The sequence below is a fragment of the Nocardioides daeguensis genome (assembly GCF_019192965.1).
GTDB classification, from domain to species: domain Bacteria; phylum Actinomycetota; class Actinomycetes; order Propionibacteriales; family Nocardioidaceae; genus Nocardioides; species Nocardioides daeguensis.
This window is the reverse complement of record NZ_JAHTKU010000024.1, coordinates 60,856-84,951: the sequence shown is the minus strand read 5'-3', so window position 1 is coordinate 84,951 and position 24,096 is coordinate 60,856. Positions and strand designations below refer to the sequence as shown.

At 72.3% G+C, this 24,096-nt stretch carries 18 protein-coding genes; 15 read left to right on the top strand and 3 right to left on the bottom strand.

Annotation, left to right across the window (positions count from 1 at the left end; all coding sequences use genetic code 11):
- Window positions 1-92 precede the first annotated feature (92 nt).
- Window positions 93-1,298, bottom strand: a complete 1,206-nt coding sequence (locus KU893_RS22995) for an AIM24 family protein (RefSeq protein ID WP_246592929.1) — start codon at window positions 1,296-1,298, stop codon at window positions 93-95.
- A gap of 94 nt (window positions 1,299-1,392) precedes the next feature.
- On the opposite strand from KU893_RS22995, the gene KU893_RS19760 reads away from it, so the two are divergent.
- The 14 genes from KU893_RS19760 to KU893_RS19695 all read left to right on the top strand — a co-directional run bounded on the left by KU893_RS19760 (window position 1,393) and on the right by KU893_RS19695 (window position 19,942).
- Entirely contained in the window at window positions 1,393-2,166 is a 774-nt protein-coding gene (locus KU893_RS19760) for an isoprenyl transferase (protein ID WP_218236106.1), read from the top strand.
- A gap of 13 nt (window positions 2,167-2,179) precedes the next feature.
- Entirely contained in the window at window positions 2,180-2,944 is a 765-nt protein-coding gene (locus KU893_RS19755; RefSeq protein WP_257441444.1) for a siderophore-interacting protein, read from the top strand.
- Window positions 2,941-3,390, top strand: coding sequence for a DUF3817 domain-containing protein (locus KU893_RS19750; RefSeq protein ID WP_218236105.1), 450 nt, complete (start codon window positions 2,941-2,943; stop codon window positions 3,388-3,390). Before KU893_RS19755 ends, KU893_RS19750 begins: the two co-directional genes overlap by 4 nt.
- Before the next feature lie 64 nt (window positions 3,391-3,454).
- Entirely contained in the window at window positions 3,455-4,801 is a 1,347-nt protein-coding gene (locus KU893_RS19745) for a serpin family protein (RefSeq protein ID WP_218236104.1), read from the top strand.
- A gap of 255 nt (window positions 4,802-5,056) precedes the next feature.
- The gene (gene pstC, locus KU893_RS19740; RefSeq protein WP_257441443.1) at window positions 5,057-5,980 is read left to right on the top strand and encodes a phosphate ABC transporter permease subunit PstC; all 924 of its coding nucleotides are present in this window, start codon (window positions 5,057-5,059) and stop codon (window positions 5,978-5,980) included.
- A gap of 67 nt (window positions 5,981-6,047) precedes the next feature.
- Complete coding sequence (gene pstA / locus KU893_RS19735) at window positions 6,048-7,286, top strand: phosphate ABC transporter permease PstA (protein WP_218236103.1); 1,239 nt, start codon at window positions 6,048-6,050, stop codon at window positions 7,284-7,286.
- Window positions 7,283-8,905 carry a phosphate ABC transporter substrate-binding protein PstS gene (locus KU893_RS19730; protein WP_218236102.1) on the top strand — a complete coding sequence of 541 codons (1,623 nt, stop codon included), beginning with the start codon at window positions 7,283-7,285 and terminating at the stop codon, window positions 8,903-8,905. The genes pstA and KU893_RS19730 overlap by 4 nt, the downstream gene beginning before the upstream one ends.
- Window positions 8,902-11,484 carry a hypothetical protein gene (locus tag KU893_RS19725; RefSeq protein WP_218236101.1) on the top strand — a complete coding sequence of 861 codons (2,583 nt, stop codon included), beginning with the start codon at window positions 8,902-8,904 and terminating at the stop codon, window positions 11,482-11,484. Before KU893_RS19730 ends, KU893_RS19725 begins: the two co-directional genes overlap by 4 nt.
- Window positions 11,481-12,425 carry a sortase gene (locus tag KU893_RS19720; RefSeq protein ID WP_218236100.1) on the top strand — a complete coding sequence of 315 codons (945 nt, stop codon included), beginning with the start codon at window positions 11,481-11,483 and terminating at the stop codon, window positions 12,423-12,425. The genes KU893_RS19725 and KU893_RS19720 overlap by 4 nt, the downstream gene beginning before the upstream one ends.
- Before the next feature lie 49 nt (window positions 12,426-12,474).
- Complete coding sequence (locus KU893_RS19715) at window positions 12,475-14,040, top strand: PstS family phosphate ABC transporter substrate-binding protein (RefSeq protein WP_218236099.1); 1,566 nt, start codon at window positions 12,475-12,477, stop codon at window positions 14,038-14,040.
- Between the two features lie 72 nt (window positions 14,041-14,112).
- Window positions 14,113-15,012, top strand: coding sequence for a phosphate ABC transporter ATP-binding protein (locus KU893_RS19710; protein WP_246592928.1), 900 nt, complete (start codon window positions 14,113-14,115; stop codon window positions 15,010-15,012).
- Window positions 15,013-15,113: 101 nt separating this feature from the next.
- On the top strand, window positions 15,114-18,626 hold the full coding sequence (gene mfd / locus KU893_RS19705; RefSeq protein ID WP_218236098.1) for a transcription-repair coupling factor: 3,513 nt from the start codon (window positions 15,114-15,116) through the stop codon (window positions 18,624-18,626).
- A gap of 2 nt (window positions 18,627-18,628) precedes the next feature.
- Window positions 18,629-19,351 (top strand): hypothetical protein, encoded by a 723-nt coding sequence (locus KU893_RS19700; protein ID WP_218236097.1) that lies wholly within the window; start codon window positions 18,629-18,631, stop codon window positions 19,349-19,351.
- 3 nt (window positions 19,352-19,354) lie between these two features.
- A complete protein-coding gene (locus KU893_RS19695; protein WP_257441442.1) occupies window positions 19,355-19,942 on the top strand; it encodes a MazG nucleotide pyrophosphohydrolase domain-containing protein in 588 nt (195 codons plus the stop codon).
- A gap of 60 nt (window positions 19,943-20,002) precedes the next feature.
- Here KU893_RS19695 and KU893_RS19690 read toward each other — a convergent pair whose 3' ends face one another.
- Window positions 20,003-21,721 carry a hypothetical protein gene (locus KU893_RS19690; RefSeq protein ID WP_218236096.1) on the bottom strand — a complete coding sequence of 573 codons (1,719 nt, stop codon included), beginning with the start codon at window positions 21,719-21,721 and terminating at the stop codon, window positions 20,003-20,005.
- Window positions 21,718-22,239, bottom strand: coding sequence for a GNAT family N-acetyltransferase (locus KU893_RS19685; RefSeq protein WP_218236095.1), 522 nt, complete (start codon window positions 22,237-22,239; stop codon window positions 21,718-21,720). Before KU893_RS19685 ends, KU893_RS19690 begins: the two co-directional genes overlap by 4 nt.
- A gap of 383 nt (window positions 22,240-22,622) precedes the next feature.
- Between KU893_RS19685 and KU893_RS19680 the strand changes: the two genes are divergently transcribed.
- A complete protein-coding gene (locus KU893_RS19680) occupies window positions 22,623-23,960 on the top strand; it encodes an HNH endonuclease signature motif containing protein (protein WP_218236094.1) in 1,338 nt (445 codons plus the stop codon).
- Window positions 23,961-24,096: the final 136 nt, after the last annotated feature.

Genomic DNA, 24,096 nt, shown 5'->3' with positions numbered 1-24,096 from the left:
GGATAACGGCCGGGCCCGAACGCCACGACGGCCGGACGAACGTGATCTCACGCTCATCCGGCCGTCGTGGTCCGACCGATCGGAGGATGCGGTCAGTGCGTGTGCGGCGGCACCGAGTTGCCCTCGGAGGGCTGCACGATGACGAAGCCCTGGCCCTGGAAGGCGACCTGGAACGCCTCGCCCGAGCCGCGGCCGATCAGGGCGCCCGCGGTGACGGTGGAGCGGATCGAGGTCTGCAGGTGCGTGGACCAGGCGACGAGCGCGTTGGCGTCCGCGAAGGTCGGCGCCTCGCCCGGGTTGAGCACGACCGGGTCGCCGTCGGTGGTGATGGCGACCCAGCCCGTGCCGCGCAGGGTGGTGTTGAACAGGCCACCCGCGGCGATGCTGCCGCCCTTGACCCGCTCGACGTTCCACTCCAGCGAGGCCGAGAAGGCCAGCACGTTCTGGCCGTTGACGGACAGGCCGCTGTTGTTGAGGTGCAGGATGTGGACCTCCTGCGCGCCGTCGGCGAGGAAGACGTCGCCCTGTCCCTCGACCCGCATCAGCGAAAGGCCCTCGCCGGTGAACGCCTTCTTGAGGAACTTCGCGGCGCCGCCGCCCTGGAAGTTGAAGTTCACGTTGCCCTGGTAGGCGACCATCGCGCCCTGCTTGGCCATGAACGGCTCGGTGACCCGCACCCGCAGCAGCCTCTTGTTCTGCAAGACGGCGCCGAGCCCGTCGATCTCGCTGAACCGGCCGTCGATCAGGTCACCGCTGATGCCGGCGAACGCGTCGGCGGGCACCTGCTGGGCGCCGTAGCCGCCCATCGGCTGCTGGGGCTGCTGGGCCGGGGCGTACGCCGGCGCCTGGGCCTGCGGGTACGGCTCGACGGGCTGCGCCTGGCCCCACGACGGCTGGGCGGGCTGCTCGGCCGGCTGCTCGGCGACCGGCTGGGCGACCGGCTCGGCGGCGCGCGGGGCGACGGCGGTCACGGCGTCGAAGGAGAAGGCCGGCTCGGCCTGGGCGGCGCCGGCGTCGCTCGACTCCTCGATGGCCGCGGGGACCGAGGCGGCGGACTCGCCGGCGGCGGCCTCCTGGCTGCCGACCCACACGTCGGCGGAGGAGCCGCTGTCCGTCGTACCGCTGGCCCCGACGGCGGCGCTCGCGTCGGCGGCGTCGGCACCCGCGTCGGCCGACGCGTAGAGCGGGTTGGTCGACTGGACGCCCTGGTCGGACACGTGGTCGGTCCACTGGGAACCGTCCCAGTAGCGGAGCTCGTGGCGTCCCGTCGGGTCCGGGTGCCAGGCGGCTGCAGTCATGGTCGTCCTATCTACTCTGTTCTCGGGGGAGGTCGGAATCGGTCTCATCGTGTCAGTCGGGTGGGTGGGCCGGTAGCCCGGCTAACATCGTGATGTGGCGGATTGGAAGCGCGGAGTGCGCAAGGTGCTCTACCCCGCGTACGAGGCACGGATGCTTCGCAAGATGCCCGGCAACCTGCCCAAGCACATCGGCGTGATGCTCGACGGCAACCGGCGCTGGGCGAAGGCGGTCGGGCGCGACACCGCCCACGGGCACCGCGCGGGAGCGGCCAACATCGAGCCGCTGCTGGGCTGGTGCGACGAGGTCGGCATCGAGGTCGTCACCTTGTGGCTGCTCTCGACCGACAACCTCAACCGGCCGGCCGAGGAGCTCGAGCCGCTGCTCGACATCATCGTCGACGCCGTCGACTCGCTCGCCGACCAGCGCCGCTGGCGACTGCACCTGGTGGGTGCCCTCGACCTGCTCCCCGCCGCCGCGGCCAAGCGGCTCAAGGCCGCGGCCGAAGCCACGGCCGACGTCGACGGGATGATCGTCAACGTCGCGGTGGCCTACGGCGGCCGCCGCGAGATCGCCGACGCCGTCCGCTCGCTGCTGACCGAGCACGCCGCGCTCGGCACCCCGCTCGAGGAGCTGGCCCAGGTCATCGACATCGAGCACATCGAGGAGCACCTCTACACCAAGGGCCAGCCCGACCCGGACCTCGTGATCCGCACGTCGGGGGAGCAGCGGCTCGGCGGGTTCTTGCTGTGGCAGAGCGCGAAGTCGGAGTTCTACTTCTGCGAGGCCTACTGGCCCGACTTCCGCCGCGTCGACTTTCTGCGCGCGATCCGGGCCTACGCCCAGCGCGAGCGCCGGTTCGGAGCCTAGGTACCGTGACTGCGTGAGCAAGCCCATCACGCTGCTGACCGTCGAGGCGACGGAGCAGCTCAGCCCGGGGATGGTCCGGATCCGGTTCTCCGGCGACCTGGCCGCCTTCGCGGACAACACCTTCACCGACCGCTACGTCAAGCTCGTCTTCGGCGACCCGGCCGAGCTGGAGAACGGAGGCCGGCCGACGCTGCGGACCTACACCGCCATCGCGCCGGACGTCGCCGCGGGCACGCTCGCCATCGACTTCGTCGTTCACGGTGACGAGGGCGTCGCCGGACCCTGGGCTGCGAAGGCCCGGCCCGGCGACACCATCCACGTCCGCGGACCCGGCGGCGCCTACGCCCCCGACCCCGCCGCCGACTGGCACCTCCTCGCCGGCGACGAGGCCGCGATCCCCGCGATCCGCCAGGCGCTGGCCGCGTTGCCCGACGACGCGCGGGGGTACGTCGTGCTGCAGGTCGACGGGCCGTCGTACGAGCAGCCGGTCGCCGCCCCCGCGGGCGTCGAGGTGACCTGGCTGCACCGCTCCGACCCGACCCACCCGGGCCTGGCCGACGCCGTCAAGGCGCTGCCGTGGCGCGAGGGCCGGGTGCACGCGTTCGTGCACGGCGAGGGGCAGGCCGTGATGAAGGAGATCCGTCCCTACCTGTACGGCGAGCGCGGGGTCCCGCGCGCCGACGTCTCGATCTCCGCGTACTGGAAGCAGGGCCGCACCGAGGAGTCCTTCCGTGAGTGGAAGGCCCAGCTGGCCAGCACCGAGGAAGGCACCGCATGAACACCCCCACCCGCCTGTTCCGCACCGTCGCGATCGCCGAGGCGGTCACGTGGACGGGACTGCTGCTCGGCATGTTCCTCAAGTACGGCCCGGCCGAGAACGAGACCGGCGTACGGATCTTCGGCATGCTGCACGGCATCGTGTTCGTCGCCTACGTCGTGACGACCGTCGTGGTCTGGGTGGACCGGCGCTGGTCGGCGGGCCGTGGCCTGCTCGCGCTCGTCGCCGCCGTACCTCCGCTCGCGACGGTGCCGCTCGAGTGGTTCGCGATCCGCCGGGGCTGGCTCGGCGACGCGTGGCGGCTGCCCGCGGGCGCCGGGTCCGCGCTGCCGGACCGGGTCGTGGCGTGGCTGCTCACCAACCCGCTGCGCGGGCTGGGTGTCGGTCTGGTGACGGTCGCCGCGCTGACCGGCGTGGCGCTGGTCGTGGGCCCGCCCGGGTCCTGACCCGTCCCGACCCGCGGGAGCGCGCTGCCGGAACCCGTCGCCGTCCCCGCACGTCACAAGGGGTATGACGACGCCGCTCGCCCGCCGTACCGCTCTCCAGCTGGGGTTCGCCGCCCTCGGTGCCGCCGCCCTGACCGCCTGCGCCGACGACGGTGCGGCGCCGGGCGCGGCGCGGACGTCGGAGCCGGACGGCATCGAGCTGGTCTCCTCCGACGTGCGCCGGGCTGCGGGCGACCCGAGCCTGGTCGCGCCGGTGGTCGCCGGGTTGGACCGCTTCGCCGGTGAGCTCTACGGACAACTGGCGGCCGCTGACGGGACCCACGGCAACCTGGTGCTCTCGCCGTACTCCGTGCTGGTCGCCCTCGGTATGACGCTCACGGGAGCCGCGGGCACCACCGCCGAGGAGATGCGCACCGTGCTCGGCGTCGGCGACCTGGGGGACCGGTGGCACAAGGGCGTGAACGCGCTGACCACCCTGGTCGAGGACCTGGCCGGCAAGCAGGAGCGGGCCGACGGCTCCACGGCCGAGCTCGCGCTGAGCACCGCCGACCAGCTGTTCGGGCAGCGCGACGTCGCGTGGGAGGCCGACTTCCTCGACCTCCTCGCCAAGGAGTACGGCGCCGGCCTGCGCACCGTCGACTTCGAGCGGGCCACCGAGCAGGCGCGGACCGCGATCAACGGCTGGGTCGAGGACCGCACCCACGACCGGATCGTCGACCTCGTGCCCGGAGGCGTGCTCGACCCGTCGACCCGGCTGGTCCTCGTCAACGCGATCTACCTCAAGGCCCCGTGGGAGCAGCCGTTCGAGAAGGGGCTGACCGCGCCCGGGGCCTTCCACCGCCTCGACGGCTCGCAGGTCGACGCCGACCTGATGCGCGTGCCCGACCTCGCCACGGGCCTGGCGAGCGGCGACGGCTGGCGCTCCGTCGTCCTGCCGTACGCCGGCCGGCGGCTCGCGATGACCGTCGTTCTCCCCGACGACGGGGCCCTCGACCGGGTCGAGCGGCAGGTCCGGTCGGGCGGCTTCGCCGTGTTCACCGCCGATGCGCAACCGACGGTCGTCGACCTCAGCCTGCCGCGCTGGTCCTTCCGCACCGCGGCGCCGCTCAAGGACCCGTTGTCCGCGCTCGGGATGCCGACGGCCTTCAGCGACACCGCCGACTTCACCCCGATGACCGAGGAGGACCTGCCGCTGGTCGTCGCCGAGGTCCTCCACCAGGGCTTCGTGGCGGTCGACGAGGAGGGCACCGAGGCCGCCGCGGCGACGGCCGTCGTCATGGCCGAGACGGCGGCCCCGGTCGCCGTACCGTTCGTCGTCGACCGGCCGTTCCTGTTCCTGATCCACGACGTGGCGCACGCCGCCCCGCTGTTCGTGGGACGGGTGAGCGACCCGACGTCGCCCGTCGAGTAGCCCGGGACACCGGCCGCGGGCGCATCGAGACGCCCTCCACCGTTCCCGTCCTGTTCACCGTCATCCCCCTTTCCCGTTGCGGAAGGGCGTCACCGTTCCCGTGGTTGCGCGGATTCGCGCTGCCAGGACACGGCCTTCTCGGGTGGCCACGAACAAGGACGACGTGTGACCAGCCTGCCCTTCGTCGATCCGAGCGCGCCTGAAGCCCAGCCGCGCCGGATCTCCCGCAAAGCCACGGGTGCCGACGCGGTCTTCGTGAACGCATCGCGAGCGATCGGCGCGTCCGTCCTGGTGATCACCGGCGGTGTCGGCGTCTTCCTGGCCTGGCAGGCCGTCCCGACCCTGCGCCACTACGGGCTCTCGTTCCTCACCGAGGAGCGGTGGCAGCCCGAGATCGACGTGATCGGCATCGCCGGCGTCCTGGTCGGCACCGTCTCGATCGCGCTGGTCGCGATGACCTTCGCGTTCCCGCTGGCGCTGCTCACCGCGCTCTACATCAGCGAGTACGCACCCGCCCGGATCAAGGGCCTGCTCGTCTCGGCCGTCGACCTGATGGCCGCGATCCCGTCCATCGTCTACGGCCTGTGGGGCTTCTTCCTCGTCATGCCGTACGCCGCCGAGCTGGCCTGGTGGCTGCAGCGGAACTTCGGCTGGGTGCCGTTCTTCGAGATCCGCGGCACCGATCCCGACAGCGCCGTGTGGGACACCAGCCGCTACGTGTCGAGCGCCTTCTGCGCCGGCATCGCCGTCGCGATGATGGTGCTGCCGATGGCATGCGCCGTGATGCGGCAGGTCTTCTCGCAGACCCCGCCGGGGGAGCGGGAGGCCGCCCTGGCGCTCGGCGCCACCAAGTGGGGCGTGATCCGCTCCGTCGTGCTGCCCTTCGGCCGCGGCGGCATCATCGGCGGGACCATGCTCGGCCTCGGCCGCGCCCTGGGCGAGACGATCGCCGTCGTCCTCATCATCTCGCCGGCGTTCGAGGTCAAGTGGAACGTCCTGGAGATCGGGGCGAACTCGGTCAGCGCGCTGATCGCCGTCCAGTTCGGCGACGCCACGCCCGCCCAGCTCTCCGCCCTGCTCGCCGCCGGCTTCGTGCTGTTCCTGATCACGCTGTGCGTCAACACGCTCGCCGCGATCATCGTGAACCGCAGCCGCTCCGGAGCGGACGCCGACGCATGAATCACCCCACGAAGTTCTCCGCTTCCCCCGCTCCGCTCCTCCAGCGAACAACTCCGCGGGGACCCCGATGAGCGCCCTGACCTCCACCGGACCGGTGGTCGCCGAGCCGACCACCGTCCCCGCCGCCGAGCGCCGTACGACGCTCCCGACCCGCGACGCCGACGCCCCGCCGCCGGTGCCGCGCCGGGCCGTGGGCCGTGCCAACGGCGACGAGCTGTTCGCCCGGGTGGGCGCGTGGATCGCGGCCCTGGGCGCGACCTGGCTGGTCACCCAGCGTTTCCTGCCGCTGAGCGGCGTGGCCTGGTTCGTGATCGTGCTGCTGGTCGCCGGCATCGTGATGACCGCGCTGCTGTCCGCGATGAGCACCACCTTCGTCGAGGTCCGCGACCGGGTCGCGGGCGTGGTCGTGACTGCGGGCGCGGTGGCTGTCGGCCTCGCCCTGGTCTCGGCCGTGGTCTTCGTGTTCGTGCGAGGCTGGCGTCCGCTGGTCCATCTCAACTTCTTCACCGACGACATGGCCGGGGTGGAGCCGAAGGCGCCGTTCACCGAGGGCGGTGTCCTGCACGCGATCATCGGCTCGGGCATCCAGCTCGGCATCGGCCTGGCCGTCGCGCTGCCGCTCGGCATCGGCACCGCCGTGTTCATGACCGAGGTCGGCGGGCGTTTCGCCAGGGTCGTGCGCACCGTGGTCGAGGCGATGACCGCGTTGCCCTCGATCGTCGCCGGCCTGTTCATCTACACGACGGTCATCCTGGCCGCGGGCGTGCCGCGCTCCGGCCTCGCCGCCGGTCTCGCGATCGGCGTCATGATGCTGCCGATCATCGCGCGCGCCGCGGACGTCGTGCTGCGTGTCGTCCCCGGCAACCTGCGCGAGGCCAGCCTCGCGCTCGGTGCCAGCCGCTGGCGCACCGTGTGGCACGTCGTCCTCCCGACCGCGCGCCCGGGTCTGGCCACCGCCGTCATCCTCGGTGTCGCCCGTGGCGTCGGCGAGACCAGCCCCGTCCTGCTCACCTCCGGCGCCGCGCCGTTCATCACCGCCAACCCCGTCGGCGGTGCGATGAACTCGCTGCCGCTGTTCATCTACACCCAGGTGCGCAGCGGTGAGCCGAACGCCATCGGCCGCGCCTTCGGCGCTGCCGTCGTGCTGATGACCCTCGTCCTCGCCCTGTTCGTGATCGCCCGTCTGGTGGCCCGTCCGCGCCGCTACCGGAGCCGCCCGCCCCTGCGCAGGCGCCTCGTGGCCCTGCTGGGCGCGACGCGCAGCATCCGCCCCCGCCGTACCCGCAGCAACGGAGAGACCGCATGACCGCCCGCGTCCGACGTACCGCCCTCGCCCTGCTCGCCGGGCTCGCCGTCCTGGTCACCGCGACCGGTACGGCGGCCGCCGACGACAACACCGGCGACCGGACCGGCGGCTCCCGTCCGGCCGGCCGGGCGGCGTACACGACCATCGAGGGCACCGGTTCCACCTGGTCGGAGCTGATCGTGCAGAAGTGGATCGCCGACGTCGACGCGAACGGCATGAAGGTCGTCTACACGGGCGGCGGCTCGAGCAAGGGCCGCAAGGACTTCGCGCAGGCGACCAACGACTTCGCGATCTCCGAGATCCCCTACCAGGGCGTCGACGAGCAGGGCAACCAGGACAAGTCCGACCGGCCCTACGCCTATCTGCCGATCGTCGCCGGCGGCACGGCGTTCACCTACCAGCTCAAGGTCGGCGGCAAGCTCGTGCGCAACCTGCGGCTGTCCGGCGAGACGATCGCGAAGATCTTCACCGGCCAGGTCACCAACTGGAACGACGCCGCGATCACCAAGGACAACAACGGCCGCGCGTTCCCGTCACTGCCGATCACGCCGGTCGTGCGTTCCGACGGCTCGGGCACGACGGCACAGTTCACGACCTGGATGGACGACCAGTACCCGAGCATCTGGCGCCCCTACTTCGGCAAGTCCGGTCTCACGTCCTACTACCCGCGCAAGTCCGGCTCGCGCATGGTCGCCCAGTCCGGCTCCGACCAGGTGATGAACACGGTCAAGGGCTTCGCGGGCAACGGAACCATCGGCTACGTCGAGTACTCCTACCCGGTCAACGCCAACTACCCGGTCGTCAAGGTGCTCAACAAGTCGGGCTTCTACGTCGAGCCGACGCAGTACAACACCGCGGTGGCGCTGACGAAGGCGCAGATCAACCCGACGACCCTGACCCAGGACCTGCGCGGCGTGTACGCCAACGCGGACCCGCGGGCGTACCCGATCTCGTCGTACTCCTACATGATCATCCCGACCGGCGGCAGCGACGCGCGGATGACCACGGCCAAGCGGCAGACGCTCGCCGACTTCATCTACTACTCGCTGTGCGGCGGTCAGACCAGCGCCGGCTCCTACGGCTACTCGCCGCTGCCGCTCAACCTGGTCCAGGCCGGGTTCGACCAGGTCGCCAAGCTCAAGGCCGCCGACGCCGCGGTCAACCTGACCGACCGCGACGTGCGCAGCTGCAACAACCCGACCTTCGACGGCAAGAACCTCAAGAGCAACGTGCTCGCCAAGAAGGCGCCCCAGCCGGCCGCCTGCGACAAGGTCGGCGCCGGCCCGTGCGGCACGGACACCGGCACCGGCAAGCCGTCCACCGACGGGGCGGCGCCGACCGACGGCGCCCCGGCGCCGGACGCCGCTGCCGGCGCCGCGCCACCACCCGCGCAGGCCGACCCCGAGACCGGTGCCCTGCCCGCTGCCGGCGGCACGGGTACGCCGGCGGCCACCGAGGTGTACGCCAACCCGACCCTGGTCGCCGACCGCAAGGGTGACCAGCGCCCGTTCGGCGTGCTGGCCGTCCTCGAGCTGTGCGCCCTGGTCATCGTGCCCGGTGTGGTCAGCATGCTGCTGCGCCGCCGCCGCGCCGCCCGGGCGACGGGACCGGTCGCATGAACCGCCGCCACAGCACGATCGTGACGGCTGTCGTGGCCGCGCTGATGGGTCTCGCGCTCCTCGCGCCGGGCTCCAGCGCCGGCTCGACGGCGACCCGGACCGCCGTACCCGCCGGTGGCTTCGAACAGACCAAGAGCATCGACCGCACGTTCGTCGACGACCAGGGCAACGTCGAGAAGGTCGGCAGCTACGACCTGACCGTCCGGGCCGACCACACCACCGACCTGCGCGGCCGGGAGCGGGTCGAGGTGTCCTGGACCGGCGCGCCGCCGAGCGGTGGCCGGGCCAGCAACCCCTTCGGCGAGAAGGGCTTGCTCCAGGAGTACCCCGTCGTCGTGATGCAGTGCCGCGGCACCGACGACGCCTCGCTGCCGCTCGACCAGCAGGTGCGGCCCGAGACCTGCTGGACCTCGACCTTCTCGCAGCGCTCCCAGATCGCGGTGTCTCCCTACGAGGCGCTGTGGACGGTGGACCGCTACGCGACCGACGCGGACCGCGCGCCGCTGTCCGGGGCGGACCGGCTCCCGGCCGACACCTGCAAGGAGGCGCAGTCCGACGACACGTACACGCACGTGACGCCGTTCGTCGCCGCCTCGGGCAAGGTCTTCCTCGCCTGCAACCGCGACACGATGCCGCCGGAGGCGGCCGTCGACGCCGCGTTCCCGCCCTCGGAGATCGCGGCCTTCACCGACGGTGACGGCAACGGGTCCGTGGACTTCGAGGTCCGTTCCAGCGCGGAGAACGAGTCCCTCGGCTGCACCCGCGAGGTGGCCTGCTCGATCGTGGTCGTCCCCATCGCGGGGCTCAGCTGCGCCACCCCGACCGACCCGGCCGTCCCGGCCGGCGTGAGCGCCGTCCTCGGCAAGGACTGCCGCCAGTTCGGCGAGCACCCCTCGGGCAGCAGCAACTTCGCCGGTGACGGCATCGACCGGGCCGTGGGTCCGGGGCTGTGGTGGGCGGCGTCCAACTGGCGCAACCGGGTCTCCATCCCGATCCGCTTCGGCCTGCCGCCCGACGCCTGCGACATCCTCGACAAGCGGGCTCCGGTCGCGTTCTCGGGCTCCGAGCTGATGGCGCAGGCGGCGCTGCAGTGGGCCCCGGCGTACTGCCTGAACAAGAAGCGGTTCAAGTTCCAGCTCAACCAGATGCCCGACCAGACCGGGTGGAACCTGATGCAGACCGGTGGCTCGCCCGCCGCCTTCGTCGCCGCGCCGCACGAGCAGACCGGGCCGGACCCGGTCGGCTACGCGCCGACCGCCGTCACCGGGTTCGCGATCGGCTACGTCATCGACCGGCCCGACAACGCCGGCGTCTACACCGAGCTGCGGCTCAACGCCCGGCTCATCGCCAAGCTGCTCACCCAGAGCTACCCGGGCTCCGCGCTCGGCAAGGGACACCCGGGACTGGCGGACAACCCGCTCAGCCTGCAGCTCGACCCCGAGTTCCGGGCGCTCAACCCGGGCCTGACCGACATCTCGTCCGAGGCCGGCGCGACCCTGCTGTCGCTGTCGAACTCCTCCGACATCATCCAGCAGCTCACCGATTACATCGCCCAGGACAAGGACGCGACGAGCTTCGTCGCGGGCAAGAAGGACCCCTGGGGCATGGTGGTCAACCCGTCGTACAAGAAGGTCGACCTGCCCACGGGCGAGTGGCCGCTGCTCGACACCTACGAGCCGCAGACCAACGACGAGTGCCGGCAGGCCAACCCCGCGGTCTACTTCAACCAGCTCGCTGCTCCCGTCACCACCCTGCGCAAGATCGCCGACGCCCTCATCGACGCGTGGCCGAACGTGCAGACCCGGTGTGTCGCCGACCTGTCCGCGGCCACCAAGGCCTGGAAGCTGGGCCGGATCGACCGCCAGTCGTACGGCGCCCGGTTCATGCTCGGCATCGTCAGCCTCGGCGACGCCGAGCGGTACGGCCTGCAGGCCGCATCGCTGAAGACCTCGGGCGGCAACTTCGTCGCGCCGACGACCGCCTCGCTGAGCAAGGCAGTCGGCATCGCGCGCCAGAAGAAGGGCGACCCGCGCGGCCCGTTCGTGCTGTCCCAGAAGGACCTCGTCGCGGCGAAGTCGGCCTACCCGGGCACGCAGATCGTCTACACCGCGGCGCGCACCCACGGCCTGGAGAAGAAGCAGGCCGCGACAGTCGCGTCCTTCATCCGGATCGCGACGTCGGAGGGCCAGCGCGCGGGACGCGCCAACGGGGAGCTGCCCGCCGGCTACCTGCCGCTGCGCAAGTCCGGCCCGACGGCGCGCCTGTGGCATGCCGCCCAGGACACGGCCCGGTCGATCGAGGCGCAGAAGGCGCCCGCGTCGGACGAGCCGAAGGGAGAGGCGGCTGCGCCGGCGACGCCGCAGGCCGGTGCGCCCGGCGCCGCTCCCGCCGCCGACCCCGGCGCCGCGGCACCGGCCGCCGTGGGCGAGCAGCAGGAGGTCGTGACCGCGCAGACCGAGGCGGCCAGCTCGACCACGGCGCTGTCGATGCTGCCGGCCCTGCTGGTCATCGGCATGGTCGCGGCGTCCGCCTCGCTCGTCACCCGCCTGATGGCCCTGCGCCGGCGGTGGTCGGCATGACGACGACCGTCCCGGACGCCGCGCCCACGGTCGCGGCCACCGCGCCGGCGCCGGCGAGCGCCGAGGAGACCGGCCGCCGCCGTCGTACGCCTCCGCCTCCGCCACCGCCGAGCGAGTCGGGCATGGTGGTCAACGCGACCCTGACCGTCGTCGCGCTGCTCTGCCTGTGGCTCGTCGTGCACCTGCTGTTCCTCGGCGCCGTCTCGCACGACCGGGCCCAGTCGCTGCTGCACAGCGAGCTCCGCTCGCAGCTGGCAGGCGCGACCGCGCCCGTCGGCCCGGTGACCGAGCCGGGTGCCCCGGTCGCGCTGCTGTCGATCCCCGCGATCGGCGTCGAGGAGACCGTCGTCGAGGGAACCGCGGCCGGCGACCTGTTCGCCGGACCCGGTCACCGCCGCGACACCGTGCTCCCCGGACAGGTGGGCGCATCGACGCTCTACGGGCGCTCGACGACGTACGGCGCCCCGTTCCGCGACCTCGACCGGCTCGCGGCCGGCGACCTGATCAAGGTCACCATGGCCCAGGGCAAGGTCACCTTCCGCGTGCTCGGCCTGCGCCACGACGGCGACCCGCTGCCGCAGCCGGCCGCCCAGGGTGCCGCACGCCTGACCCTCGTCACCGCGGCCGGCGAGGGCCGGTTCGCCCGGATGATGCCCGGCAGCACCGTCTACGTCGACGCCGAGGCCGCCCAAGGCTTCCCGGCACCGGCCGGCCTGTCGCCGAGCGTCCCCGAGTCCGAGGAGGCGATGAAGTCCGGCACGGAGGCGCTGCCGCTGCTGACGTTGTGGCTCGCGCTGCTCATCGGGCTCGTCGTCGCCACCCAGCTGGCGCGCCAGCGCTGGACCCGCACCCAGGTCTGGGTCGTCGGCTGCGCGCCCCTGCTCGCCCTCTCGTGGCTCACCACGGACACAGCCATGCGGCTGCTGCCCAACCTGATCTGAACGACCCGCACCACCACACCCGAGAAGAAATCCAGAGAAGAGGAAGTTGATGTCTGCACGCAAGACGTTCGGGGGAGTCCTCGTCGGGGCCCTCGCGACCGCTTCGGTGATCGCCGGCACGGCGCCCGCGCACGCTGCCTATGTCCCGGACAACGACGACACCACCCTGACCCCGGTCTCCGCCGACCTGATCGGTGTCGGCTCGGACACCAGCCAGCACGCACTCAAGCTCCTCGCCGACACCTGGAACGGCCGGGTCCCGGCCCCCGCGGTCAAGCTGGCCACGTACGCGGCCACCAGCGGCGGCGACCTCAACCTCCCCGGTGGCGCGACCATCCCGCGGCCCAACGGCTCCGGTTCGGGCAAGAGCCGCCTCTACGCCCCCAACGACACGCCCGAGATCGACTTCGCGCGGTCCTCGTCCAGCCTCAGCGGCGCGGAGGAGAACGCCGGGCTCAAGCAGTTCCCCTTCGCCGTCGACGTGCTGCGGGTCGCGGTGTCCGCCAGCGTCGCGTCGAACGCGCCGGCCACGATCAACAAGGCCGACCTGGTCAAGATCTACGACGGCACCTACACCAACTGGAACCAGATCCCGGGCAGCGCGACGAGCGGGGTCATCGCACCGAAGATCCCGCAGGCGGGCTCCGGCACCCGGTCCTTCTTCGAGGCCCAGCTCAAGGCCGCCAACGGCGGCAACGCGGTGACCCTCGCGCCGAGTGTCGTCGCCGTGCAGGAGCACGACGACACCAGCATCAAGAACGACCCGAACGCGATCGCGCCGTTCTCGGCCGGCCGCGCCGGCCTGCTCGGCAACACCCTCCGCCTGGTCGGCGGCGACTTCGAGGCCAAGCGTGCGCTCTACAACGTGGTGCGCGGCACCGACGTCGCCAAGCCCGAGATCACCGCGGTCTTCGGGCCGGACGGCTTCCTCTGCTCCGACGCCGCCGAGGCCCTGATCAAGCAGGCCGGCTTCGACCAGCTCGCCCGCCCGATCGACGGCGGCGTGTGCGGTGTCCAGACGACCTCCGCCACCAGCAACTTCACCACCGGCAACGAGCCGGTGGCGACCACGGCCTCGGTGAGCGGCACCAGCACCGGTGCGGGCAAGGCCGACGTCAAGGCGACCATCGCGGGTTCGAAGACCCCCGAGGGCACCGTGACCTTCTCCGAGAACGGCGTGGTCGTCGCGGCCAACGTCGCCGTCGTCGGTGGCGCCGCGACCGCCAAGCTGTCGGGTCTCGCTGCGGGCACCCACACCTACAAGGCGGTCTTCACGCCCAAGGCAGGCTCGGTCTTCCAGCCCTCCGAGGCCACGGGCACGGTCACGGTCAAGACCATCGCGTCGCTGAGCGAGTCCTTCCCGGCCAAGGCCAAGCGCGCCAAGAAGGTCAAGGGCTCGGTCTCCGTCGCGCTCGCCGGCACCACCACCCCGGCCACCGGCGCCATCACCGTCAAGCTCGGCAGCAAGGTCGTCGGCACGGGCACCGTCAGCGGGGGCGTCGCCAAGGTCGCCCTCAAGGGCCTGAAGAAGGGCAAGAACAAGCTGGTCGCGACCTGGGGCGGCGACGCCCTCGCGCCGTCGACCACGCTCGCGTTCACGATCAAGCTGAAGTAGCTCGAAGCACTCCGCGGGGCCCGGGTGGGTACGACGCCCACCCGGGCCCCGCACATTCGCGAAGGACCACGCATGACCACCGACCCGACCGCCGACACGATGACCATCCCGGCGGTGCCGCCGCCCCCGCCGCCCGGCGCCGACGTGCCCCGGCTCGACCCGGCGACCTCGATCGACCGCTCCGGCGCTCCGGGCAGCCTCGCTGAGCTCGAGGCCCGCGAGATCACCGCCTGGTTCGGCGACCACAAGGTCCTCGACCGGGTCTCGCTGACCATGCCGGCCGGGGGGATCACCGCGCTGATCGGTCCGTCGGGCTGTGGCAAGTCGACCTTCCTGCGCATCCTCAACCGGATGCACGAGCTGGTCCCGTCGGCCCAGCTGGCCGGCGAGGTGCTGCTCGACGGCGAGGACATCTACGACCCGGGCAAGCGGCTGATCGACGCGCGGCGGGCGATCGGCATGGTGTTCCAGAAGCCGAACCCGTTCCCGGCGATGTCGATCCGGGAGAACGTGCTGGCCGGGCTCAAGCTGACCGGAACCCGGATGCCGCGGGGCGACAAGGACGACCTCGTCGAGTCCTGCCTGGTCAAGGGCGGACTGTGGAACGAGGTCAAGGACCGCCTCGACGCGCCCGGCGGGGGCCTCTCCGGCGGTCAGCAGCAGCGCTTGTGCATCGCCCGCTCGCTGGCGATCCGCCCGCGGGTGCTGCTCATGGACGAGCCGTGCTCGGCCCTCGACCCGACCTCCACCCGGGTGATCGAGGAGACCATGCTCGAGCTCGCCCGGGAGGTGACGATCGTGATCGTCACGCACAACATGCAGCAGGCCGCCCGCGTCTCCGACCAGTGCGCCTTCTTCCTCGCCTCCCAGGGCCAGCCCGGCGTGATCGTCGAGCACGGCAACACCGAGGCCATGTTCCAGAGCCCGCAGGACTCGCGGACCTACGACTACGTCAACGGCCGGTTCGGCTGAGCATGGGCGGTGTCGGCGCCCCGGCGTAGGCTGGCGCCTGCACCCCCGGTCGTTCGCAGACCGGGGGCGCTCGTCGTGTCCCTCGACCAAAGGTGTGCCCCGTGAGCCTCGCCGGCCTCGCCGATGCCGTCCTCGCCGACCCGACCCTGTCCGCCGCCCTGGCGGGGGCGGTCGACGGCAGCCAGCCGACCGGGGAGCTGACCGGACCGGAGGCCCTGCGACCCTTCCTGGCGGCCGGCCTGGCCCGGGCCGGGCGGCCGGTGCTCGTGGTCACCGCGACCACCCGTGAGGCCGAGCAGCTGGTCGCCGAGCTGGGCGACCTGGTCGACCCGGCCGGCGTCGCCTACTACCCGAGCTGGGAGACCCTGCCCCACGAGCGGCTGAGCCCGCGCAGCGACACGGTGGGCCGGCGGCTCGCCGTCCTGCGCCGCCTGTGCCACCCCGGGACCGATGCGGCGACCGGCCCGGTGCAGGTGGTCGTCGCGCCCGTCCGCAGCCTGCTGCAGCCGCAGGTCAAGGGCCTCGGCGACCTGGCGCCGGTCGAGCTGGCCGTCGGCGCGACCGCCGCGATCGACGACGTGGTCGCGGGGCTGGTCGGTGCGGCGTACTCCCGGGTCGACCTGGTCGAGAAGCGCGGAGAGTTCGCGGTCCGCGGCGGCATCGTCGACGTGTTCCCGCCGACCGAGGAGCACCCGCTGCGCGTGGAGTTCTTCGGCGACGAGGTCGACGAGATCCGCTCGTTCGCGGTGGCCGACCAGCGCACGATCGCCAAGGTCGACCGGCTCTGGGCGCCGCCGTGCCGCGAGCTGCTGCTCACCGACGAGGTCCGCGCCCGCGCCGCCGAGCTGGGGAAGACCCACCCCCAGCTCCTCGAGATCACCGACAAGATCGCCCAGGGCATCGCGGTCGAGGGCATGGAGGCGCTGATCCCGGCGCTCGTCGACGAGCTCGAGCTGCTGGTCGACCTGATGCCCGCCGACACCCGGATCCTGGTGCTCGACCCCGAACGGGCCCGCGCCCGGGCCCACGACCTGGTCGCGACCAGCGAGGAGTTCCTCGCCGCGTCCTGGGCCACGGCCGCCAGCGGTGGCCAGGCACCGATCGACCTGCAGGCCGCGTCCTACCAGTCGCTCGGCGACGTCCGCTCCCACGCCCGCGAGCGCGGCCAGGCCTGGTGGACGTTCAGCCCGTTCGGTCTCGACGAGGAGGTGCCGAGCAGCGCGCAGCCCGCGCCGTCGTACCGCGGCGACGTGGCGAAGGCGTTCGCCGACATCGCCCGCTGGCGCAGTGAGGGCCACGCCGTGGCCGTCGTCCACGTCGGTCACGGACCCGCGCAGCGCATGGTCGAGGCGCTGGGGGAGCAGGACGTCCCGGCCCGGCTCGTCGACGACCTCCCGGCCGGCCACGAGCTCGACCCGGCCGTCGTCACGATCACCTGCGGCAACCTGGGCCACGGCCTGGTCGACACCGCCCGCGGCCTCGTCCTCCTCACCGGCGAGGACATCGTCGGCTCCAAGGCGTCGGTGCGCGACAAGGGCGCCATGCCGGTGCGCCGCAAGCGGCAGATCGACCCGCTCGAGCTCAAGGCCGGCGACTACGTCGTCCACGAGCAGCACGGCGTGGGCCGGTTCGTCGAGATGAAGCAGCGCGAGGTGCAGGGCGCGGTGCGCGAGTACCTCGTCCTCGAGTACGGCCCCTCCAAGCGCGGCGGCCCGGCCGACCGCCTGTTCGTCCCGGCCGACACCCTCGACCAGGTCACCCGCTACGTCGGCGGCGAGCAGCCCAGCCTCGACCGGCTCGGCGGCGGTGACTGGACCAAGCGCAAGAACAAGGCGCGCAAGGCGGTCCGCGAGATCGCGGCCGAGCTGATCAAGCTGTACGCCGCCCGCCAGGCCACCCAGGGCCACGCCTTCGGTCCCGACACCCCCTGGCAGCGCGAGCTCGAGGACGCCTTCCCGTTCCACGAGACCCCCGACCAGCTGACCACGGTCGACGAGGTCAAGGCCGACATGGAGCGCACGGTCCCGATGGACCGCCTCATCTGCGGCGACGTCGGCTACGGCAAGACCGAGATCGCGGTCCGCGCGGCGTTCAAGGCGGTCCAGGACGGCAAGCAGGTCGCCGTCCTGGTGCCGACGACGCTGCTGGTCAACCAGCACCTGACGACCTTCAGCGAGCGGATGAGCGGCTTCCCGATCAACCTCAAGCCGCTGAGCCGGTTCCAGACCGACAAGGAGGCCGCCGAGACCATCGCCGGGCTCGCCGACGGCACCGTCGACGTCGTGGTCGGCACGCACCGGCTGTTCAACGCCGACACGAAGTTCAAGGACCTCGGCCTGATCATCGTCGACGAGGAGCAGCGCTTCGGCGTCGAGCACAAGGAGGCGATGAAGCGGCTGCGCACCTCCGTCGACGTCCTGTCCATGTCCGCCACCCCGATCCCGCGCACCCTGGAGATGGCGATCACCGGCATCCGCGAGATGTCCACGATCACCACCCCGCCGGAGGAGCGGCACCCGGTGCTCACCTACGTCGGCGGCTACGAGGACCGGCAGGTCGTGGCCGCCGTACGACGCGAGCTGCTCCGCGACGGTCAGGTGTTCTACATCCACAACCGGGTGAGCTCGATCGAGAAGGCCGCCGCCAAGATCCGCGAGCTGGTGCCCGAGGCGCGGGTCGCGACCGCGCACGGCCAGATGGGGGAGCACCAGCTCGAGCAGGTGATGGTCGACTTCTGGGAGAAGAACTTCGACGTCCTCGTCTGCACGACGATCGTCGAGTCCGGCATCGACGTCTCCAACGCCAACACCATGATCATCGAGCGCTCCGACACCCTGGGCCTCTCGCAGCTCCACCAGCTGCGCGGCCGGGTCGGCCGGTCGCGGGAGCGCGCCTACGCCTACTTCCTCTACCCGACCGAGAAGCCGCTGACCGAGACCGCCCACGAGCGGCTCGCGACCCTGGCCCAGCACTCCGACCTCGGCGGCGGCATGGCGATCGCGATGAAGGACCTCGAGATCCGCGGCGCCGGCAACCTGCTCGGCGGCGAGCAGTCCGGCCACATCGCCGACGTCGGCTTCGACCTCTACGTCCGCCTGGTCGGTGAGGCGGTGCGCGACTTCCGTAGCGACGGGGGAGCGCCTGAGCAGCTCGAGGAGGTCCGCATCGAGCTGCCGGTCGAGGCGCACCTGCCCCACGACTACATCCCCAGCGAGCGGCTCCGGCTCGAGATGTACAAGCGCCTCGCCGAGGTCCGCTCCGACGCCGACGTCGACGAGATCGCGGGCGAGCTGGACGACCGGTACGGCGAGCCGCCCGAGCAGGTCGCCGCGCTGCTCCTGGTCGCGCGCTTCCGCGCGCGGGCGCGGCAGGCGGGGGTCAAGGAGATCACCACCGTCGGCAAGAACGTCCGCTTCCACCCGGTCGTGCTGCCGGAGTCGCGCACCATCCGGCTCAACCGGCTCTACCCGAAGTCGATCGTCAAGCACCAGCTCGAGTCGATCCTGGTGCCGCGCCCCGGTATCCCGGGCCGCACGGGAACCCCGCTCGAGGGGGTCGCCCTGCTTGAATGGGCCAGACTCGTCATCGACTCGGTCATCGACCCCAAGGAGTGAATGTGCGTCGTTCGAACGTGGCGTCGTTCCGGCCCGCCGCAGCGAGTCTCGCTGCGGTCGCCCTGCTCGTCGCCGGCTGCGGCGTCAGCGACAACGACGTGCGGCCCGGCGTGGCCGCCGAGGTGGAGGGCCAGCGGCTCGAGCTGAGCAAGGTCGACCAGGCGGTCGAGGACTACTGCGCGCTGCGCTCGGCCAACCCGCAGGCCAGCCCGGCGCCGACCGCGCTGATCCGAGCCCAGTTCGTCGTCGGCTGGACCCAGGCGGTCGCCGTCGACGCGCTCGCCCCGGAGCACGGCGTACGCCTGCCGTCGGACGCGATCGACCGCACCGCCGTCCACGACGCGTGGGACCCCCTCGGCACGATCGACGACGACAACTACGACACCTTCGAGTTCCTGACCTGGATCCAGCAGCGGCTCAGCGACCCGGTGGCGGAGCTGGGCGCCGACGACTCCGGCGCCGAGGGCGACGCGGCAGTGTCGGCGGGCATCGAGCTGATCACCGCCTGGCTCGACGACCACGACGTCAGCTTCAACCCCGTCTTCGGGACCTACGACGCGAAGACGGGCGTCTTCGGCAGCGACCCGCTCTCGGTGCCGGTGAGCAGCGCTGCCAAGGACGCCAGCGACACCGCCGCCCTGACCCCCGAGCAGGTCGCGAAGCTGCCGGCCGCCCAGCGCTGCGGTCCGGCCGTGGCTCCGCCGGCGGTCGTGCCGCAGGGCTGAGCCGTGCCCGATCCGGTCCCCGAGTTCGTCGCGGTGATGCGGCGGCTGCGGGCGGAGTGCCCGTGGAAGCAGGAGCAGACCCATCGCTCGCTGGTGCGCTACCTGCTCGAGGAGACCTACGAGACCGTCGAGGCGATCGACGAGGGGGAGGCGAGCGGCGACTACACGCACCTCGCCGAGGAGCTCGGCGACCTGCTGCTCCAGGTCGTCTTCCACGCCGTGATCGCCGAGGAGCGGGGCGACTTCGACCTCGACGACGTCGCGCGCGGGATCACCGCCAAGATGCGCCGCCGCAACCCGCACGTGTTCGGCGACGACTCCGCGGACCTCACCGCCGCGCAGGTCGACGAGCGCTGGCAGTGGATCAAGGCGGCCGAGCGGACCGAGCCCGCCGACCTGCCCTCCGCCCTGCCCGCCCTGCTGTACGCCGACAAGGCGCTGGCCCGGCGCGAGCGGGCCGGGCTGCCGCTCGACGTGGCGGCGGACTCCCCGGACCTCGGCGAGCGCCTGCTCGCCCTGGTCGCCGAGGCGCGCGCCGAGGGAGTCGACCCGGAGCAGGCGCTGCGCGACGCCGTGCGCAGGAGGCAGTAGACGCGACGACGCCGCCGGTCGTCGTCCACAAGACGACCGGCGGCGCCGCGTTGGTCGAGGTCAGCGCGTGGGGGCCGCGACTCCCTCGACCCGCACCGTGCGGCGGTTCGACACCACGACGATGCGGACCTTGCCGCTCCACGGGCCTGCGAAGGTCGTCACGTCGACGACCTGCGTGGGGGTGGAGCGCTTGAGCGACAGGGTCCTCACGAGACGCTTGCCGGCGTAGACCTTGACCTTCCCGGGCTTCTTGCCCGTGGCGACGACCAGGGCCAGGCGCCGGGCGTCGCGGACCCGCAGGCTCAGCGAGCTGCCCTTGCGCTTGAGGGAGGCCGCGGGGACCGGGACCGTCCAGGTACGGGTCGCGGCGCTCGGGTCGGTGTTGCCGGCGGCGTCCGTGGCCGTTGCGGTCAGCACGTGGGTGCCCGGGGAGAGGCCGGTGAGGGCCAGCGGACCGGCCGGGCAGGGCAGGTCGGCGCCGTCGAGGGTGCAGGTCGTGCGGGAGCCGGGCTCCGTCGTACCGACCTCGAAGGTGGCGTTCGGCGTCGTCACGACCGACCCGTCGGCGGGGCCACCGGTCAGGGTGGTGTCCGGCGCGGTGGTGTCGGCCGCGCGCACGATCCAGGTCCGCCGGGCCGGCGTCTGGTCGCGGTTGCCGGCGGCGTCACGGGCGGCCGCCTCGAACACATGGCTGCCGGGTGCGAGTCCCTCGACCCTCACCTCGCCGCGGCCGCACGGGGTCCAGGCGCCGTCGATCGTGCAGATGAAGGACGTCGCGCCCGCCGCGTCGACGGTGAACGTGGCGGTGCTGGCCGTGGTCGTGGAGCCCTCCACCGGGCCGCCGGTCAGCGTCGTCTCCGGCGCCGTCGCGTCGACCGTCCACTCGTAGTGGGCCGGGACCGGGTCGACCCAGGTCCCGTTGCGGCCCGCGACCGTCAGCGTGTGCGGCCCGTCGGCGAGGTCGGTGAAGTGGCCCTGACCGCTGTCGCAGGTGAACGGGTAGCCGTCCAGCGTGCAGTCGAAGGCATTGCCGCCTTGAGAGCTGAAGCCGAACTCCGCGGTCCGGCTGTTGCTCAGCTTGGGCGGGGTCGCCGTGAAGGCCGTGTCGACCGAGTGCAGCTGCAGGGAGTGGGACGAGCTCAGGTTGCCCGAGCCGTCCTCCGCACGGACCGCGACCAGGTGCGGACCCTCCGGCAGCACGAGGGTGCGCGGCGAGGTGCAGTTCTCCCATGCGCCGCTGTCGAGCATGCAGTGCGTGGCCACGGCGCCGCTGGAGGACCAGGTGAGCTTGAACCTGCCCTGCTCGTTGACGACCTGGGTGGCGTTGAAGCCGGTCACCTTCGGCGGGTCGACGTCGCGGAACACGGCGACCGGGTACCGCTCGACGCTGGTGAACGCACCCGAGTGCACCGCGCAGTCGCGGGTCCCGTTGCTGTTGGGGCGGGTCTCGTCGCAGCCCTGCCACTCCACGAACGCCCATCCGCTCGGCACGCCGAACAGGGACGGGCGCAGCCAGATCCAAGCCTCGAACGGCTCCTCGTTGCGGATCCGCGGGCAGGTCACGGTGACCCGGTGGTCCAGGTTGGTGGTGCGGTCGCAGGCGTACGCGCCGTCGTCCTCCAGCGAGCCCTCGACCACCTCCACCCGGCCGGCGCCGGTGATGCTCAGGGTCGAGCCGACCTGGCCGGCGTGGGCAGGGGCGGGAGCCAGGACGGGTGCGAGACCGACCACGGCGGCGAGGGCGCCCAGCGTGAGCCGGGCGAAGGTACGGGTACTCATCGGTTCTCCTCGAGCAGGTCGGGCAGGGCGAGCCACTGCGCCCAGGTCAGGTCGCGGCCGACGTACCTCGGCCGGGTGAGCGGCCAGGCGCTCTCGATCCAGGCGGGCACGAAGGCGTCCAGGGCCTGCTCGACCTCGCTGCCGAGCACGCCCTCCGCCACCCACCACGAGATGTCCGCGTCCGCGCCGACCTTGGCCGGCGGGTCGACGTACACGCAGCCGAGCAGGACGGTCTCGTCCGCGTCGAACAGCCCGTAGAGAAAGGACTCGTGCGCCTCGATCTCCGCCGCGTGGTGGGCGAGGTCGTCGACGTCCGCCTCCCTGCTGAGGTCCGCCGGCGGCCACCCCCACGCCTGTCCGTAGATCGCCCACAGCCGGTCCCGCGACGCGTGCACCGCAGGCAGGTCGAGGTCGACGTCGGCCGGGCCCATCGGGCGCAGGTGGTGCCGGTCGGTCACGGCGACCCGGGTCGGGTGGGCCCAGGACGCAGGCAGCCAGGAGGTGGGGGTCGTGGTCATGGACCGAGCGTCGCCCCGCCCGCTTGCGGCGTCCTTGCCGGACGCTTGGGGCGGCTTGGAGCGCGCCCCCGCCGATGGTTGAGGTGCGAGCGCCAGCGAGACCGCCGGTGGTTGAGGTGCGAGCGCCAGCGAGCCTCGAAACCTCCGGCCGTGCTGCCGGAACCTGTCCGGGAGGCTGCGGTCGCGTAGCCGGTCGCGTTCCGAAAGGCAGCAACGAGAGGGTTCACGAGGGGCCGGGTTCGGCGGTCGGGCTGCGGTCCCCGACGCCCCTGTGGTCACCGATCGTGACGTCGGTTCTCCACACCCCGGTGATTGAGTTTCCCCTGTCCCCAGGCGGGTTTGCGGCGTTCGGTTGTGTCGGACCCAACTGGGAGAATCCAGTCATGGATCTCGGAACCCAGCACCGCTCGACAGCACTGCTGTCCGGGCTGCGCGCCGAGGTCGAAGGCCGGCAGGCCTCCCTCGTCCGCGAGTGGGCCGGGATCGTGGAATGGGCCGGCGACCACATCGTCACCGGCCCCGAAGGCGCCGCCACGATCACCGAGGGCTACCTCGACACCGGCATCCCCATCGCCGGCCCCGGCGCACCCCTGATCTCTGAGTTCGCGGTCATGGAGCTCATCGCGGTCCTCGGCCGCACCCCTGATAGTGGGAAGGCCTATGTCGGGCGGGTCGTCGAGTGCGCCTGGCGCCTGCCCAACGTCTACGCCGCGGTGACCGCCGGGAAGTTGGCGCCGTGGCGAGCCGAACGCATCGCCGACCTCACCCACGGCTTGTGTGCCGAAGCGGCGGCGTTCGTGGACCGGCAGCTGGTCAACGCCTCCGGCGTCGGGTGGGCCCAGCTCGAGAGGCTCGTGGCGGAGGCGGTGCTGCGGTTCGACCCCGAGCAGGCCGAGAACGACCGCAAGAACGCGGCCGACCACCGGCACTTCGACATCGGTGAGATCGACGACCACGGCCTAGTGCACCTCGACGGGCTGCTCGATGCCGCGGACGGGTACGACCTCAACCTCGCGGTGGCCCGGCGTGCCGAGGTCCTCGGGAAGCTGGGCGACGACTCGTCGCTGGATGTGCGGCGCTCGAAGGCTGCTGCCGAGCTGGCCCGTCAGGACCTCGCCCTGGACCTGTTGATCCCGGACCCGGGGAGCCCGGAGGGCCCGGAGGTTTCGAGGCTCGCTGGCGCTCGCACCTCAACCACCGGAGACACCGTGCCGGGCCGCAAGGTGGTGTTGAACGTCCACCTCACAGACACCAGCCTCCTCGACGACGCGAACCCGTTCGTGAACCCGGTGGGCCGGTGGGAGGAGGGTCGCTGCCCGGTCAGCACCGCCCAGATCCGCGAGTGGCTGCGGGCGAAGGGAACCACGATCATCGTGCGCCCGGTCATCGACCTGGCCGAGCACGTCCCGGTCGACTCCTACGAGATCCCCGACCGACACAAGACCCGCGTCGCCCTGCGCGACCACTCCTGTCGGTTCCCGCACTGCACCCGACCTGCGCAGCGTTGCGACGTCGACCACGCTCGCCCCTACGGCGAGGGTGGCGTGACCTGTCCTTGCAACGAAGTTCCGCTCTGCAGGCGTCATCACCGGGCGAAGACCCACTCGGCCTGGCGCTACGACATCGTGATGCCCGGCTCCTATGTGTGGACCAGCCCGAACGGGTTCCGGTTCCGCGTCGACCACCGCGGCACCCACCCCATCCACCCGCCCGACCAGTAGCCACCCCGCCCCGACCCCGCAGGACCAGCAGGCTGCGGGGGAACGGGCATGTCTGCGGTCAGCAGGCCGGTGGGATCCGCAGGGCCGGCCGTGACACCCACTCCCGGGTTCGCTGCCGCCGCCACCGGCGAAGACC

Coding starts and splice junctions, on each gene's coding strand:
- KU893_RS22995 (WP_246592929.1), bottom strand. CDS start 1,298: ATGACTGCAGCCGCCTGGCACCCGGACCCGACGGGACGCCACGAGCTC.
- KU893_RS19750 (WP_218236105.1), top strand. CDS start 2,941: ATGAACACCCCCACCCGCCTGTTCCGCACCGTCGCGATCGCCGAGGCG.
- KU893_RS19745 (WP_218236104.1), top strand. CDS start 3,455: ATGACGACGCCGCTCGCCCGCCGTACCGCTCTCCAGCTGGGGTTCGCC.
- pstA (WP_218236103.1), top strand. CDS start 6,048: ATGAGCGCCCTGACCTCCACCGGACCGGTGGTCGCCGAGCCGACCACC.
- KU893_RS19730 (WP_218236102.1), top strand. CDS start 7,283: ATGACCGCCCGCGTCCGACGTACCGCCCTCGCCCTGCTCGCCGGGCTC.
- KU893_RS19725 (WP_218236101.1), top strand. CDS start 8,902: ATGAACCGCCGCCACAGCACGATCGTGACGGCTGTCGTGGCCGCGCTG.
- KU893_RS19720 (WP_218236100.1), top strand. CDS start 11,481: ATGACGACGACCGTCCCGGACGCCGCGCCCACGGTCGCGGCCACCGCG.
- KU893_RS19715 (WP_218236099.1), top strand. CDS start 12,475: ATGTCTGCACGCAAGACGTTCGGGGGAGTCCTCGTCGGGGCCCTCGCG.
- KU893_RS19710 (WP_246592928.1), top strand. CDS start 14,113: ATGACCACCGACCCGACCGCCGACACGATGACCATCCCGGCGGTGCCG.
- KU893_RS19690 (WP_218236096.1), bottom strand. CDS start 21,721: ATGAGTACCCGTACCTTCGCCCGGCTCACGCTGGGCGCCCTCGCCGCC.
- KU893_RS19685 (WP_218236095.1), bottom strand. CDS start 22,239: ATGACCACGACCCCCACCTCCTGGCTGCCTGCGTCCTGGGCCCACCCG.
- KU893_RS19680 (WP_218236094.1), top strand. CDS start 22,623: ATGGATCTCGGAACCCAGCACCGCTCGACAGCACTGCTGTCCGGGCTG.